Here is a 15,927-nt window from a genome sequence, read left to right as displayed (position 1 = left end):
CAGACCTACCTGCGCGCCGAGACGCCGCCCTCGCCGATGATTTTCGTGATGGTGACTTCTTGCCCCGGGCGGAGCCGCTCGTTGCCCTGCACAATGACGAGGTCGCCCTGTTTGAGCTGCCCGGTAACCTGAATCAGACCGCCCTCGGCGACCCCCAACTCCACGGGGACGGGCCGCACCGCGGCGGCTTGGCCGACTGGCGTCGCCCCGTCGATCGCGTACAGCATGGGAGTCACGCCGCCGTGGATGACGCCGTCCTTGGGCGCCATGACCGCCTGCACCGCGCCGCCGGTGGGCAGCGTCACGCGGGCGTACATGCCGGGCTTGAGCACCGGCCCGGCGTCGGTGATCTCGTTCTTGATGCGGACCTTCACCGGGAAGGTGCGGGTGCGGAGGTTGCCCTGCGGCACGGCCGCCAGCACCGTGCCCTCGAACACCCGCTTGGGGAGCGCGGGGAAGACCGCCTGGACCTGCTTGCCGGGGCTGATGAAGGGGAGGCTCTGCTCGCCCACCTGGACGTCGACGTCGACGCTGTCGACCGAAACGACCTCGGCCACGGGGTCGCCCTGGTTGAGCCACGCGCCGACCTCGGTCTGCTTGGACACGACGTAACCGTCGAATTTGCTGCTGACCGTGTACTTCTTGCGCTGATCCTTGAGCTTCTCGACCACCGCCTGCTGAATCTGGACCTGGGCCCTGGCCTGGGAAATGACCTCCTGGCGAGGGCCGGCGACCGCCAGGTCGTGCGCGGCGGAGGCCTCGAGGTAGATCTGCTCGGCCTCGGCCGCGTTGGCGCGGGCTTCCTGGAGTTCGTCTTCCGAGATGGCCGCCCCGCGTCGTTCGTAGATCGCTTGCAGTCGGTCGCGGCGGGCGGCCAGGAAGTCGCGGCGGGCCTCGGCCGCCTGCATCCGAGCCTGGGCCTGCTGGATTTCTTCGGGACGCGAGCCGTTCTCTAGTTCGGCGAGCTGCTGGGTGCGGAGTTCGAACTCACCCTCGGCCGCGGCGATCTCGAGCGAGATGGTCTCGGTGAGCAGCTGCGCGAGCTTCTGGAACGCTTCGACCCGGTCGCCTTCTTCGAACGGGCACTCGATCACACGGCCCGCCACGGCGCTGCCGACGACCGCCCGCTTCACCGGGGTTACCGTTCCAACAAACGACTGCGAGTCGGTCACCTCGCGCAACACCGCCCGGGCCGCTACGGCCGGCGATGCGCCGCCGCCGGGCTGGGCGGTCGCCGGTGTCCCGACCAACAGGCCCCAGCCGAGTGACGTTAAAACCAGAAACTTAGGTGACATTGTTGCGGACCTTTTCGAGCAGACGCTTGAGCGTCGCCTGTTCGCGTTCGGTGAGGTTGTCGGTCGCTTGGCTGCGGACCTGCTTGGCGCACTTGACAACCTTCTTCCAGACGCGGTTGGCGGAAGCTAGGGTATGGATGATCTTCTTCCGCCGGTCGTTGGGGCAGGGGCGCCGTTCGATTAGTTCGTTGGCCTCCATGCGGTCGATCACCCCGACCAGGCTGGGGGGTTCAATGAGCATCTTCGACGCAAGCTCTGCCTGCGACAGCGGGCCTTCGATTGCCAGGTATCCCAGCACCTGAGCCTGACGGAAGGTGATGCCGTGCGGCGCGAGCGTCGACTCGAGGTTGCGGATATAGGCCTGGTGCGTGACGGTCAACCAGTACCCGATGCTCTCTTCGAAGTCGTACTTAATCACGATGGGGGCCGTGGGGTCCAAACGGGTGGGTGCGCAATTATTAGCGTACTAATTAGTGTACGCGCTGAGAACCCGAATGTACTCCCCCAAGGAAGCCAGAACGGCTTGCACTTCGGTGTCCAGCGGTGTTCGGTCTGCCGCGGCGCGCCGACTGGCTGCAGGCGCCCAAGTAAGGCGGCTAGCGCCCCGGTTAGGCCGCTAGTGGGTACTCGCCGCGGCCAGCTAAGCCGACGGGGTCGGCTCCGGGGCCTTCTCGGCCTTCTTCTCAACCTTGGGCGGGCCGCCACGGGGCGCAAACACCAGCACGATCGCGGCGCCCGCGATTACCAAAATCAGCCCCGCCCAGAAGAAGGGGTGGATCTCGGTGAACCTGCCGGCGGCGACAATCGTGAAGAACGTGTTGACTACGGGCGCCCCGCCGAACACCAGCGGCATCACGTACACCGGTTTGCCGCCGAAATTAAACGCCAGGATGATGCCCAATGCTCCGAATGCCCCCGCGGCGCCGGCCATCAGACTCCAGAAAGTGCCGCTAGGATTCCAGTGACTTGGCTCGGGCTTAACGCTCAGGATGAGTTCGGAACCAACCACGGCTATCAGGAAGTAGGCGATCCCTACACACAGCAGCGGCCGCATGCGGCTGTTGGCCATCGCGGCCTGCCCCTTGTGCAGCATCGGTCCGTACGCGCCCCAGCAGACCACGACCGTGGCGATAGAGAGCATCTGCAGCACGAAGCTCCCGGCCTCGTCGACGACCCCCTCGCGATCACCGTTGCCGTCGACGTCGGCGGCCGCCGCTTCGGCGGGCCTCAAATCCTCGGCGTGGGGCTTCGCGGCCGGCTTGAACATCAGCACGGTGACCGCCCCCAGCACGACCATGATCAGGCCGGCCAGAAACACGGGACCGATTTCCTTAGCCTTGCCCGCCAGGTAAATCGTAATGAACGAATTCACGACCGGGGCGCCGCCAAACACCAGCGGCATCACGTACGACGGCTTGCCGCCGAAGGTGAAGGCCATGATGATCCCCAACGCACCAATGGCGCCCAGCGTGCCGGCGATCAGGCTGAGCACCGCGCCGCTGGTGGTCCAATGGCCCTGCTCGCCGCGCGTCCAGAGCCAGACCAGCGGAGCCACGACGCCGACCCCAAAGTACGCCAGACCGACGCACACAAACGGCAGCAGCCGGGCGTGGCCGCCCGGGATCGTCGACATGTCGGCCGCTCCCCAGTGAAGCACCGGACCGTACACGCCCCAGCACAAGACGGTGAGGGCGAACGACGCGACGACGAACAGCATTCCACGCATACGGCTTACGCTTGGGCGGGAGGGAGGTAGAGGTGAGCGGAACTGCAATGTAAGCGGCGGGCCGCCTGGTCGATAGACCCGTCAGCCGCGTTTCTTGCCGAGCGACGGGTCGGTTTCACTCGCTCCGCAGGGCCGGCAGCAGCGGGAGCTTGATGGTTTTGCGGGTAGCGAGCCAGCCGACCACGAGCCCGACGACGGCGATTACGCCAACCAACGCCGCCGTGCTCAGCCACGGGAAGCGGGTGTTGTGCTGGAGCGCCTGGGGGGCAAGCGGAACCAGCGCGGCGAGGGCGCCGGTAGCCAGCCCGCCGGCGAGCAGCGCCAGGTTCTCGCGGAGCACGAGCGACTCCAGCCGTCCCGCGGTGAAGCCGGCGGCGCGTAGCAGCGCAAGCTCGCCGCGCCGCTGCGCGACATTCCGCAGCTGCACCACCGCCACGCCGACAGCGCCGAGCAGCAGCCCCAAGGCGCCTAGCGTCTGGAAGGTCGACAGGTAGGTGTTCTGCACCGCCAGGAACCCGGCCAGCCGATCGCGGGCCGGCTGCACGTCGAGTCCGTAGTCGCTGAGCCGGTCTTCGAGCAACCCGGCGAACGAGTCGAGTTTGGCGTCGGGGAGCTTCGATCGGACGAGGAAGAACCGGTAGCCGCCCGTATCAGGGAATAGTCGCAGGAAGTTGGCCTCTGACATGAGCAGGTCGCCTTGCAGCAGGCTGTTCTTGAGCAGCCCGACAACCTCGAGGGTCACCTCGCTCTGGGCCGAGTCCTCGATCGTGAGCCGCGACCCCACCCCGCCATAGAGCTTGAGGCTGTACATCGCGGTGTTGAAGTCGAGCACCACGGGGACGACGGGCCGTCCGTCCTCGTCGGCGCCCAGGTCCGTGGCGAGGTCGGTCCAGCCGCTCGCCCCCTTCAGGCTGCGCGGCGAGCGGAAATCGGCCCAGTCGAACGGGGGCTCGAATCCTTCGGGCGCCCCGAGCACACGCGGCTGCGACGTCTGGTACAGGTTCAGGCAGCTGGCGTCCTCGCCGTCGTAGACGCGGAGCGAGTCGATCTGCCAGTTGGCAAATCGGGCCGAGTCGCCGCGGCGGAAGGCGTACTCCCGGCGGCCGTCTGCGGTGTTGAGGTCGTAGTGCAGCGGCTGGTCGCTCTGCGCGACGAGGTCGTACCCGCCGGTTCCAGCCTCGGTGGGCGGAAGCCGGAAGGCTCCGATCGCCAGGATCAGGAAGCTCGCCGAGCCGACCAACGCGATCGTCAGGAGCGAGCGGGTCGGCGTGCGGGCCAGGTTGCGGAGGGCGAGCGAGTTGATGCCGTACCGACGCGGCGCGGCGTGGGTGATGTTCCGGCTGACCATCCAACGCCGGATCTCGAGCACCAGCAGCGTCAACGCGAGCACCCCGCAGGTGAAGAACGCGCCTGCTTGGGCCTCGCCCCGCAGGGTCGTGGCCAACACCGCGAGCCCGCCCGCGCCCGTCAGCAGCAGCGGCCGCAGCCAGCGGCCGTAGCGGCTCGGCGGCTTGGCAGACGCCGTGTCGTGGGCGCCGCCGCTGAGCAGCGTGCGGGTTGACTCCTTGAGCAGACCCCGCAGCGACCACGCGATGGCGGCCCACGCCACGAACAGCCCAACCAGGTAGCCGATGCCGAGGCTCAGCGGCGAGAGGTGCAGGAAGATAAACGGCGTGACAATCGCGTCGACCCACAGCGTGCGGAGGCCGGCCAGCATCAACCACGCGTAGGCGATCCCGCCGAGCACGCCAACCGCCGCGCCCAGCTCCGCGACAATCAGGCCCTCCTTCGTCAACGCCTTGCGGATCTGCGGCGCGGTCCAGCCAACGGCGCCGAGCACCCCGACCTGCCGCGCACGCTGCTCAACCCCGAGGCGGAACAGCAGCGCAATCAGCAGCACCGCCGAGCCGATCAGGAATATGCTGAACCCAAAAAACAGCCCGTCGAACGGCGTTGTGCCGCTGGCGGCGGCCAGGCCCTGCTGCTTGATCGGGCGGAACACGAGGCCGAGGTCGGCCGGCGCGATCGCGTCGCGGAGGCGGGCCGCGATGTCCGTCAAGCGGTCCGCCGGCGCCGCAACCCGCAGCAGGCTGACCGTCCCCCAGCGGGTCGCCCACAGGCGCTTGGCGGTTGACAGCGAGACGAACGCCTTGGGCGTCGTGCTGTGGGCGTCCCAGTAGTCCTCGTCGGCCTGGGTGATCGGCTCGGTCAGTTCGAACGGTAGGTCCCAGTCGTTGATGCTGTCGGCGTCGGTGACTCCCTCGAGCTGAGGCGTCAGCGCCGGGTCGGCCGCCGCGGTAGGCTTGCCATTCCCGTCCTGCAGCGGCGCGATCGCCGCCAGGCGGAGCCTGAGCGGCGCCTCCTCGGTCAGCTCGCCGTGCGTGCTCTCGGGGGCGTAGTAGGTGAGGCTGATCTCGTCGCCCAGCTTCGCCCCCAACGCCTCGGCGGCCCAGTCGTTAAGGGCGACCTCGTCCGGCCCTAGCTCAATCGGCTCTCCCACCCCGTTGCGTAGCGGGCCGACCGACTTGAGCGAGTCGATGCCGGAGACCATCGAGTACGCGATTGACTTCTCGCCGTCCCGCAGCGTGTTGGCAAGGTAGGTCACGACCGGCTGCCGCGGTTCGTCCGCCAGGGCCTGCTCGGCGATCTCGACCAACTTGTCGGACAGCACGAGCTGTCTTGATTCGATCTGCACCGCCTTGCCGCCTGCCGCTGAGCGGAGCGACACGCCGTAGTCCTCGAGCGTCGGGCGGAGGGCCGCGTCGAGCCACTCGCCGCCGTCGGCGTCCGGCTTCTCGGCGCCGACCAGCAGCAGGTTGGCCGATTCCTCTAGCTCGACCGCCTGCTGGGCGTCGGCGAGCGAAACAAACACCGAGCTCGGCGGACGCTGGGTCGGCTGCAGGGTGAACCGGGCGATGCCGTGATCGGGCAGAATCCTGCCAACCTTGAAACGCTGGCCGACGGTCGTGTCTTGCTTCTCGCCGAGTGGGCTGTCGGCTGGGATTGCGCTAGTGCTCGGCAGCAGCAGGAAGATGTCGTCCCCCTGGCTGACGCCCAGGCCGTGCGCCACGTTGGGGGTGATCCACGCCTCGCCGGGGGGGATGTCCCACGCCCGTTCGAGCTTGTCGTGTGTGTTGTCGAAGCGGCCGAAGTCGTGGGTGACGCCCAGCAGCTGCACATCGCTGACCCGGCGGGTCTGGCCGTCGGCGCGGTGGGTGACGGTCGCCTGCAGCAGCAGGGCGGGGGTCGCCAAGTCGAAGTGCTCGGCGAACCCTTCCGCGGCGGCTAACTCGTCGGCGAGCTTCGCCCGGAACGGCTGGGGAGCCGCCAACGCGTAGTCGATTTCGCCGAGCCGTTCGGTGACCAAGTCCCGCAGGCTGCCGCGGACCGACTCGCCGACCAGCAGGGCGCCGGTCATCACGGCAGTCGCCACGGCGACGCCGAGCGCCAGCGCCACGTTGCTTCGGGAGTAGTACCGCAGGCTGCGGGTGACGATTTGGGAGCGGTTCATACGCCCAAGTTTCGCCGATCGCGGCCAAATTACAAAACCCCTCCGGCGAACAATATCGCCGGAGGGGCGTCTCAATCACTCGTATTGGCCTGAGCCAGACTAGGCGGCTTCCTTCGAGCAGCACGAGCCCGAGCAGGCGGCCTCGTCCTTGGTGCAGCACGAGCCGGCGCAGGCGCCGTCGCACTGGCCGTCCTCGCACTCGCAGGCGTCGCAGTCGCATGTGCCGCCGGTGCAGCACTCGCAGCCGTCAGACGCACAGCAACCTTCTTTCGCACAGACGCCGTCCTGGCAGCACGAGGCGGTCTCGCCTTCGCCGCACTTGCACGGGTCGCACTTGCAGTCGTCGCCGCAATCGCAAGCGGCGGTCGTGGCCGACAGGGCCTCGGATTTGTCGCCCGCGGTCGAGCGGTACGCGAACAGCCCGACCGCGATCACGGCGAGCAGCACGGCAAACTTCAACGAGCTAGTCATCAGATTTGTCTCCAGACTTGGTTACGTGAGGAATGGCTCCCGGGCGTATAGCAGCCCGGGGGCGTTTGATTCAACCTTGGCTTCGTGATAGCTCCGCTAGGAGTCGCGCACGAAGCGGCTTTATCAAATGATCCACACGCACAGAACCGCCTGCGGACGCACGCCGGGCGGCGGGCCTGCTAGCGGGGTCGGGGGACAGAGCGAGACGCTCTCTCGCAGCGGCGCCACTGCTGGCATTGCCGGCAGCGGCGGGTAGACGGCGGTCGCCACTAGCGTGGCGTGGCCGATAGAACTTATCTGATTGATCTGCGGCGGCGTCGGACGCGAACCATCACAGCCCTCGCAGCGGCAGCCCAGGGTCGAGCAGCACGCCACTTCCGCAGCTCCCGCGTTCGCTTTGAGGCAGCAACCGGCGGCCTCGTGCTTCGCCGACTTGCCGGAGCAGCACGATGAACCCGCACAACACTCCGGTGTGGCCCCCGCGGCGGCGAGAGCCCGCTTTTCCGCACAATGGCAGTCCGCAACCGCCTGCGACGGGACAACGGTCCCAGCGGCGGCTAGCAGCAGAGCGAGTTGGCGGAGGAGTCTTTGCACGCGGTTACTACGGAAACAGGGGCCGGAGTGTTCCTGCGAAATTCTACCCTAATCGCGTTCTTGCACCAAATATTGATCTAGCAGCGACGGCGTTACTGGTAGGTCATCGCCTTGTCGCTGATGTCCTTGCGGCACCAGGCGCCCTGCCAGCGGATGCACTTAACCGCTTTGTAGGCCTGTAGTTTCGCTCCAGAGATGGTGTCGCCCAGGGCCGTCACGCCCAGCACCCGGCCGCCGACGTTCACCACCGAACCATTGATCATGTTGGTGCCGGCGTGGAATACCTTGACGTCGGGCAGCGCGGCGGCGTCGTCCAGGCCGCGGATCGGGAAGCCCTTCTCGTAGGCCCCCGGGTACCCCTCGCTCGCCATCACGACGCAGACCGCGGGACGCGGGTCCCACTCCAGTGGCGGCAGCGATTCGAGCCGCTTGTCGACCGCGGCGTCGAGCACCTCGAGCAGGTCGGTCTTCAACCGCATCAACAGCGGCTGGCACTCGGGGTCGCCCAGCCGGACGTTGTACTCCAGCACCTTGGGGCCCTGCTTGGTGATCATCAAACCGGCGTACAGCACGCCCTGGAACGGCCGCCGCTTACGCTTCATGTGGTGCACGGTCGGCACCAGCACGGTCTCCTCGACCATGGCGAGCTGCTCTTCCGAAAGCAGCGGGGTAGGGCAGTACGCGCCCATGCCGCCCGTGTTGGGGCCGGTGTCGCCGTCGCCGGCCGGCTTGTGGTCCTGGGCCGGCGGCAGTGTGAGGATGGTCCGTCCGTCGGTGATCGCCAGGACCGAGGCCTCGTGCCCGTGCAGCCGCTCCTCGATGATGAGCCGTGCGCCGGCGTCGCCGAACTCCCGCCGCCCGGCGATCCGCTCGACCGCGTCGATCGCCTCGGCTCGGTTGTCGCACACCACCACGCCCTTGCCGGCCGCCAGGCCGTCGGCCTTGACGACCAGCGGCACGTCCTCGCGGTCGTTCAGGTAGCTGAGGGCGCCCTGGGCGTCCTTGAACGCCTTGTAGTCGCCCGACGGCACGTCGGCGTGGCGGAGGAGGTCCTTGCAGAACACCTTGCTCCCCTCGAGCTCGGCGGCCTGCTTGCTGGGGCCGAACGCCCGCAGCCCGGCCTCCTGCAGCGCGTCGACCAGCCCCAGGACCAGCGGCGCCTCGGGGCCGACCACGGTCAGGCCGATCTCGTTCTCCTTGGCGAACCTGACCAGGCCCGCGACGTCGTCGCTCGGGATGTCGACGTTCTTGACGCCCAGCTCGGCCTCGCCCAGCGTGCCGGCGTTGCCCGGTGCCACAAACACCGTGTCCGCCCGGGGGCTCTGCGCAAGTTTCCAGGCCAGGGCGTGCTCGCGCCCGCCGTTGCCGACTACCAGTACCTTCATCTCGAACGTCCCTTACTCCGAACTAGCGAAAACTCGTGGGCAGCCATCTTACCGTTTCGGCCGGTCCCGCGGCAGCCGCCGGATCGGCCGCTAATCGAGGTACTCTTCGCGGTCCAGCTTGACGATCTCGCGGAGCCGCAGCGGGAACTCGGGGAACGCTGTCATGACGCGGGTCCAGGTCGGCAGGGCCGGCTCACCGGACGGGTCGTCCGACACCGCTTGGCCGGTCTGGGTGATGAGCTCGGCGAAGCCCTCGATCGCCTGCTCTTCGCTGTGGCGGTCGTAGTCCAGGCCGTTCATCAGGCTGTCGGCGTGGTACTGCCGGATTGCGTCCTGCGCCAGCCGCAGGTAGGCCGACCGCAGCGAGATAAAGTGCCCCGTGCCGAACACCGTGCCGCGGCTGGCCAGCGTGCGGATGATGTTGCGGAGGATGTCCGAGGCCATCTTCATCAGGCCGGTGGTGGGGTCTTCCAGCGACAGCGGCTGATGCTTGTGCTCGTACAGCCGCGCGATGTCGACCTGCGCCACCCGCTTGGGCGACGTGTTGCGGAACACCTCGCTGAGCGTGCCGACCTCCAGCCCCCAGTCGCACGGGATGCGGTTCGACCGGGCCAGCGTCGACGTGATGGCGAACTCGCCCGCCAGCGGGTAGCGGAAGCTCCGCAGGAAAACTAGGTACGGGTCGTTGCCCATCACGGTAATCAACGCCCGCACGAACGGCACCACCAGCAGCCGCACCACACGGCCGTGCATCTTGTTGGTGCACCGCGCGTAGTAGGCCTTGCAGAAGTCGAAGTCCATGCCCGGGTGGGCCATCGGCAGCGACAACCGGATCAGCATCTCGTTGTCGTAGCCGACGATGTCGCCGTCTTGCAGCACGAACGCCTTCAGCTTGATGTCGGCCAGCAGGTGCCCGAACGCGAACCACACGGCCCGGCCCTTGCCCGGCTTCGAGACGTCAAACCCGGCCTCGAGCAACTCGTTTAGAGCCGCCGTGCCACGCGGCCCGTCGGTCCACAGCAGCTGCACCCGGTCGCCCATCGGGGCGCACAGTCGGGCCGCCTCGCGGTAGTCTTCGGGCGAGTCGGCCCGGTTGAGCACCACGGTCACCGTATCGACATAGTCTGCCTCGCCGAGCTTCTGCGTGATGTTGGCAAACGGCGCCGCCCGCATGTCCGAGGCCGTGATCGGCAGCACCAGCCCGATCGGGCTCCGCCGCACGGACTCGCGCAGCTCGGCCTCGAGCGTCCCGATCTCGACCGTGCCGAGGTCGTGCAGCGTGGTGATCGGCCCGCGTTGGGCAAAGTCTGGCATCGCGTCTCCTGGGGTTGGTCGAATCACGTCGTGGGGTCCGGGCCATTCTAGACGCAAACCGTGGGACCGCGAATGCCGGCCCTCCGATGCCACGGGACCGGCCGACTTTTGTCCCTAATTACGACACGCAATCTTAGGGACAAAAGTCGAGCGCCGCGGTCGGCCCCGGAGGCCGCTTGACGCTTCTATAGCAGGGTCTTGGTTCTCGTCGGCCGTCTCTAGGCGGCGACTTTTGTCCCTTTCTGCCCGCTCCTGCGGACAAAAGCCTCCGCACACTCGACGAGTGTCTGTGGGTCTTTCGGCGCCGACGCAACCATGGGCTTCTCCCCTGATTGTTGCGAGGCGAGGTCGGTGGCCGCGCGTCGCACACAGGCTCTATTTTTCTGTCAAACAGCCCCGGTGCAGCGTGCGGCGGGACCCCTATTTGACCGCGCTGAGTGGCTCTTTTCGACCAGGATCTGGCGACGTCGACGCAGCGACCGCCGCTCCCGAGCAGCAGACTTTCGCCCGCAGGAACGACTCAGAAGACCAGTCCCCGTTCTCTCCCCCTCCCCGAGAGGCTCGACGGGGTAGGTAAGAAGGCTTCAAGAAAACAGCGGAAGTAATCTCGGAGTCATTCCTAGGCCGCAACGCCGAAGATTGCGCCGACGCCGGCGGTCGCGGCCATTGCCAGCGCTCCCCAGAAGGTCACGCGGGCCACCCCTTTGGCGATGGGCGCCCCGCCGGCGGCCGCCGACACCCCGCCCAGCAGCGCCAGGAACAACAGCGAGATCAGCGACACCAGCAGCGGGATCCGCTGCTGCGGCAGAGCAAACGCGGTCGCCAGCGGCAGCGCCGCCCCGATCGCGAACATGGCGGCCGATGCCACAGCGGCCTGCACCGGCCGTGCGCTCATCGTGTCGGAGATCCCAAGCTCGTCCCGGGCGTGCGCCCCCAGCGCGTCGTGCTCGGTCAGCTGCACGGCGACCTGCCGGGCGAGCGGCTCCTCCAGCCCGCGGTCGACGTAGATGGCGGTCAGCTCCGTCAGCTCGGCGTCGGGGTCGGTCGCTAGTTCGGCTCGCTCACGCACTAGGTCGGCGTTCTCGGTGTCGGCCTGCGAGCTGACCGACACGTACTCGCCGGCGGCCATCGACATCGCCCCGGCGACCAGCCCGGCGACGCCCGCCAGCATAATGCTGCCGTGCGTCGCGTCGGACGCCGCGACGCCCACCACCAGGCTGGCGGTCGAGACGATGCCGTCGTTGGCTCCGAGGACGGCGGCCCGCAGCCAGCCGATGCGGTCGGTGCGGTGGAGTTCTGGGTGGCGGGGCACGCGAGTTTCCGGGTTAGAAGGGGGCGGCCTGCAAGCCGCCCGATTCTACCAAACCGGCCGCCCGGCCGATTCGTGGTTTCCAGCGACCAATTGCCGCAGGCCGCGCCGCGGCGGGCCGCGTAAACGCCGACTACTCTGGTTGGGTACAATAATCGGCAGCGGACCGTTGGCGGGGCGCCCCCGACTCCCCATGGCCACGCAGATACTCATCGACACGCAGAAGAGGCCCATGCGAATTCACCTGGTAGTGCTGCTGCTCATGTTGCTCTCGAGTTTCGCCGCGGCTGAAGACAAAGTCCCCGACCAAGAAGGTCCCGGGGGGCAAGCCGCCGAGTCCACCGCCGCACCGCTGGTCCATCCCGGCCTGCTGCACGGCGAGGCCGACCTGGCTCGGATCCGGGCGAACGTTGACCGGGCGCCGTGGCGTTCGGGCTGGGAGAAGCTAGTGGCGAATGGGCACGCGTCACTCGACTATACGCCGCGGCCCGCGGAGGTCGTCGTGCGCGGCCGCGACCGCCTGCACACCGAGCCCGAGAACTACCGCCTGCTGTTCAACGACATTGCCGCCGCCTACGCCTGTGGCCTGCGGTGGCGGGTGTCGGGCGACGACCGCTACGCCGACAAGGCGGTCGAGATCCTCAACGCCTGGTCGAAGCAGCTCAAGCGGCTCAGTGGCTCAACCGACGTCTGCCTGGCGGCCGGCATCTACGGCTATCAATTCGCCAACGCCGCCGAGCTGCTCCGCGGCTACGACGGCTGGGCGAAGGATGACCAGACCCGGTTCCAGCGGATGATGCTCGAGGTCTTCCTGCCAATCAATCAGCGGTTCTTGGCGCTGCACAACGGGACCAAGATCGACCACTACTGGGCCAACTGGGACCTCTGCAACATGGCGTCGCTGATGGCGATCGGCGTGCTGTGCGACCGCCCCGACCTTTACCAGCAGGCGGTCGACTACTTCCGACACGGCGACGGCAACGGCGCCGTGGCCCAGGCGGTCTGCCATGTCCACCCCGACGGCCTGGGGCAGTGGCAGGAGTCGGGCCGCGACCAGGGCCACTCGCTGATGGGGATCGGCCTGATGGGGGATATCTGCGAGATGGCCTGGAAGCAGGGCGACGACCTCTACGGTCACGACGACAACCGCTTCTTGAAGGGCTGCGAATACGTCGCCAAGTACAACCTGGGCGAGGAGGTCCCGTTCGCCCCGTACAACAACAGCAGCCACGGCCGCCACGACCAGATCAGCCCGCACGGCCGCGGCCAGCTTCGGCCGGTCTGGGAACGCGTCTACAACCACTACGTTGTGCGTCAGGGCCTGTCGGCCCCGTACACCACGCGGATGGCCGAGAAGGCCCGGCCCGAAGGGGGCGGCGGCGACTACGGACAGAACAGCGGCGGCTTCGACCACCTCGGATACGGCACTCTGACCGCGACGCTCGAGTGAGCAAGGCCGTTCATGTTTTCAAAGCAGTTCGCCCCACGCGGCGAATACCTCATCGGCGCCCGCCTTCGAGTCATCATCGTAGCCCGTGTCCGACGGGGCCTGCGGCGTGGCTAGCGAGATCCGCTGCGGCGCTTGGCGGGGCCGTACGGTGTTGAGCAGCTGCGACTGCTGGCTTGCCTGGTGGCTCGCCTGCGTCGGCGCCATGGCCCGGGCAGTCGGGCGGCTAAGCGGACGCGTCGCCTGCTGGGTCGCGGCGAAGGGCGAAGCAACCGCCACGAACGCGTCCCCGTCGCCAGTCGGGTCAACAATCGTGTTGGCCGCGGGCAGGTCGTAGGTGAAGCCGTAGTGGCTCCGCCAGACTTGGTAGTCCGTCTGGTTGATCTGACCGTCGCCATCGCCGTCTGCAGAGTTGAGCGGAGCAGTAGACGGCCAAGGTTGAGCTCGCGACTTCCAGAATGTGAAGTCAGCGGCGTTGACACGCCCGTCGCGGTTGTAGTCGCCCGGGGCCGCTGTCACTTTGCCCTGCGCCTCGTACGCCCCAATGTCAATGAAGCCTACACTGCGATCGTAGGGCGCGCCACGCTGGTCGTAGTAGCCGGGTTCGGTCGTCGCTAGTTTACCGGCATTGATCGCCGGGCTGCCCGGAAGCAGAGCGTGCGTGAGCGTTGGCCCGCCATTGAACGCGAGCGGACCTAGCAGCGGGTCGGCGACAATCGTGTCGGGGAGTCCGTCGCTCCCGTCTTCAACGAGGTTGTTGGACCCCGATACCGGTACGTCGCCGGCGATCGACTTTGTGCCAGCCGTCTGAGCGACGACGGTGTTGATTAGCGTCAGTGCTCCAAACGGGGCGATGGCTCCAACGATCTCAAATGTCGATGACGACAAGATCCCGTTATCAGTAAAGGTGCAGTTGACAACCTCCACATCGCTCGTCGTATGCGTGATGATCGCTGCGCCGTTGAACGCAGACGTATTGCTGGTGAAGGTGCTGTTGGTGATCAGCGTGGTCCCGTTGTCGAAAAGCGCGCCTCCTCTCGAAGCCTGGTTGTCAGCAAACAGGCACCCAGAGATTGTCAGCACGCCGGGTACGTCGTATCCGCGGTTCTCGGCGTTGTGAATGGCGCCACCGTCGCCGCCCACGTTCCCGATGAACGAGCTCGCCCGTACTTTAGCCGTACCTTCGTTGTAAATCGCGTTGCCTGAACCGCCACGATTTGCTTCGAAGGAGCAGTTGACGACTTCTAAAGCGGCTTCCATTCCGTTGTTGATCGCTCCCTGGCGGTTATCGACAAACCGGGAGTTGTTGATCAGGAGACCCGGGCCGTATCGGTTCGCGATAGCAAGCACCGAGTTTTCGAGGAACTCGCAATTGTCAACTAAGCCGGAACCCCAATTCACAATCGAGGGGCCCGCGTTGGAGCCGCGGCCGCCTAACAGCGACCGTTCAAACGAAGAAGCAGATAAGGACGCTGCTCCGTAATTCAGCACGCCCACGCCCAAGAGCGACGTGAATCGGCAGCCTGCAATTGCTGCGAACCCGTAGTTTATCACGCCGCCTTGCGAGGTCACGTCGTCGTGGATCGTAAAGACATCGCACCCCGTCAGCGATAGCGTCTCAAAATTAGCGACCGCCGATGTGGAGCCGCCGGTCATGCCAATGCCGGAGATGCTGACCAGCGACTCCCGCGTGTCGTCGCCATCGTCGACAAGGAAGTGGCTGGCGTCTGCGCGGTCTGCTGGGTCGGAGCGGGGTTCGAGCACGCCGCGGGCGTCGAGCGTGAGCAGCTCGGCGCCCGGCCCGATGAGGTTGAGGCCGTCGGTGATGACGGGCAGGCGGCTCTGCAGCTCGATAGTCCCCTCGACGGCGACCAAGATGACATCGGCGCCGGGCGAGGCGTTGGATTCGTCGATCGCCGCGCGGAGGCTGCCCGCGCCGCTGTCGTTGAGGTTGTCGACCGAGAGCACCGCCATCAGCCGGCGGTCTTCGAGGTGCTGGAAGCCAGAGAGGGGACGCCGACGGGCCGTGCCTGGGCGACGCGAGCGCCCGGTGCGACGAGAGTGCCTACGCATCTTGCGGTTCCGATCGAGAGAATAGCGGCCGCGGTCGTGCCCCTGACCTCGTGCGGCGTTTTTGTATTCTACAGCCGCCTTGCGGTTTATTGCAAGCTTGGCGTAGGAAGCTCACGTTATTGCCGCTACCGCGCCAACCTTGCCGCTGCGGCCGCGCCGCGACCAAGCCGTTCGAACGACGCCAGAAACTCGCCCAGGTCGGTCTCGATCGGCGTGACCTGGTCGGGCTCCACAAAGCCGATCGTGCCGCTCCAAGGGTCGGGCGCGCCGGGCAGGTAGATGGTGACCACGCCGCTGAGCGAGCGTTCGATCTCGAGCACCGGCCGCTTGATCCCGTGGATGTCCACCAGCGCGGGCTTCATCCGCCCGCGGAGCGACGCGGCGTCTAGGCCGCCGGCGAGCTGGTCCTTGTAGATCGAGTACCGCGGGAAGATCATTGTCAGGTTCCGCTCGACAAACCCGCCCACCCGCTTGCCGATCGTCCAGCGGGCGACAATGCCGGCCGCGAAGCAGATCAGCACGATCACCAGCACCGACAGAGCCAAGAGGATCAGGTAGCCGGTTGCCGACTGGAAGCCGAGGGTCTCGTTCAAGAACTTGGCGACCGCCAGCACGATCGGCACCAGTTGTCCGACGAAGAAGCCGATCACGATCAGCGGCAACAGGAACACCAGCCCGCCGATGGCGGTGGTCTTGAGGAAGCCGATCTTGCGCGTGACGTGGTCGATCATGCCGCTGTCATCCCCGGTGCTCTGGCAATTATTCGAGAGCGGCCAACCTACAGCGCCGCCGCTGGCGGGGA

Annotated in this window: 11 protein-coding genes; 1 reads left to right on the top strand and 10 read right to left on the bottom strand. The window is 67.1% G+C overall.

The window, feature by feature from the left end; genetic code table 11:
- Positions 1–5: 5 nt before the first annotated feature.
- The 8 genes from Pla123a_RS22370 to Pla123a_RS22335 all read right to left on the bottom strand — a co-directional run bounded on the left by Pla123a_RS22370 (position 6) and on the right by Pla123a_RS22335 (position 11,608).
- On the bottom strand, positions 6–1,295 hold the full coding sequence (locus Pla123a_RS22370) for an efflux RND transporter periplasmic adaptor subunit (RefSeq protein ID WP_146591201.1): 1,290 nt from the start codon (positions 1,293–1,295) through the stop codon (positions 6–8).
- Complete coding sequence (locus Pla123a_RS22365; protein WP_146591200.1) at positions 1,285–1,713, bottom strand: MarR family winged helix-turn-helix transcriptional regulator; 429 nt, start codon at positions 1,711–1,713, stop codon at positions 1,285–1,287. The genes Pla123a_RS22370 and Pla123a_RS22365 overlap by 11 nt, the downstream gene beginning before the upstream one ends.
- A gap of 222 nt (positions 1,714–1,935) precedes the next feature.
- Positions 1,936–3,021, bottom strand: a complete 1,086-nt coding sequence (locus tag Pla123a_RS22360) for a hypothetical protein (RefSeq protein WP_146591198.1) — start codon at positions 3,019–3,021, stop codon at positions 1,936–1,938.
- Between the two features lie 115 nt (positions 3,022–3,136).
- Positions 3,137–6,532 (bottom strand): FtsX-like permease family protein, encoded by a 3,396-nt coding sequence (locus tag Pla123a_RS22355; RefSeq protein ID WP_146591196.1) that lies wholly within the window; start codon positions 6,530–6,532, stop codon positions 3,137–3,139.
- Between the two features lie 99 nt (positions 6,533–6,631).
- A complete protein-coding gene (locus Pla123a_RS22350) occupies positions 6,632–7,003 on the bottom strand; it encodes a hypothetical protein (protein WP_146591194.1) in 372 nt (123 codons plus the stop codon).
- A gap of 686 nt (positions 7,004–7,689) precedes the next feature.
- Positions 7,690–8,982 carry a phosphoribosylamine--glycine ligase gene (purD, locus tag Pla123a_RS22345; RefSeq protein WP_146591192.1) on the bottom strand — a complete coding sequence of 431 codons (1,293 nt, stop codon included), beginning with the start codon at positions 8,980–8,982 and terminating at the stop codon, positions 7,690–7,692.
- Between the two features lie 90 nt (positions 8,983–9,072).
- Positions 9,073–10,296 carry a glycosyl transferase gene (locus tag Pla123a_RS22340; protein ID WP_146591190.1) on the bottom strand — a complete coding sequence of 408 codons (1,224 nt, stop codon included), beginning with the start codon at positions 10,294–10,296 and terminating at the stop codon, positions 9,073–9,075.
- 619 nt (positions 10,297–10,915) lie between these two features.
- Positions 10,916–11,608: a VIT1/CCC1 transporter family protein gene (locus Pla123a_RS22335; RefSeq protein WP_146591188.1), complete on the bottom strand. Its 693-nt coding sequence runs from the start codon at positions 11,606–11,608 to the stop codon at positions 10,916–10,918.
- Between the two features lie 229 nt (positions 11,609–11,837).
- Between Pla123a_RS22335 and Pla123a_RS22330 the strand changes: the two genes are divergently transcribed.
- Positions 11,838–13,055 carry an alginate lyase family protein gene (locus tag Pla123a_RS22330; protein WP_146591186.1) on the top strand — a complete coding sequence of 406 codons (1,218 nt, stop codon included), beginning with the start codon at positions 11,838–11,840 and terminating at the stop codon, positions 13,053–13,055.
- Between the two features lie 18 nt (positions 13,056–13,073).
- Here Pla123a_RS22330 and Pla123a_RS22325 read toward each other — a convergent pair whose 3' ends face one another.
- Positions 13,074–15,125, bottom strand: coding sequence for a choice-of-anchor Q domain-containing protein (locus Pla123a_RS22325; RefSeq protein ID WP_146591184.1), 2,052 nt, complete (start codon positions 15,123–15,125; stop codon positions 13,074–13,076).
- Between the two features lie 125 nt (positions 15,126–15,250).
- Positions 15,251–15,856 carry a DUF502 domain-containing protein gene (locus Pla123a_RS22320; RefSeq protein ID WP_146591182.1) on the bottom strand — a complete coding sequence of 202 codons (606 nt, stop codon included), beginning with the start codon at positions 15,854–15,856 and terminating at the stop codon, positions 15,251–15,253.
- Positions 15,857–15,927 lie beyond the last annotated feature (71 nt).

Source organism: Posidoniimonas polymericola, from assembly GCF_007859935.1.
In the GTDB taxonomy this organism is placed as follows: domain Bacteria; phylum Planctomycetota; class Planctomycetia; order Pirellulales; family Lacipirellulaceae; genus Posidoniimonas; species Posidoniimonas polymericola.
The sequence above is the reverse complement of the archived record's forward strand: the minus strand, read 5'-3'. Positions and strand labels throughout refer to the sequence as shown.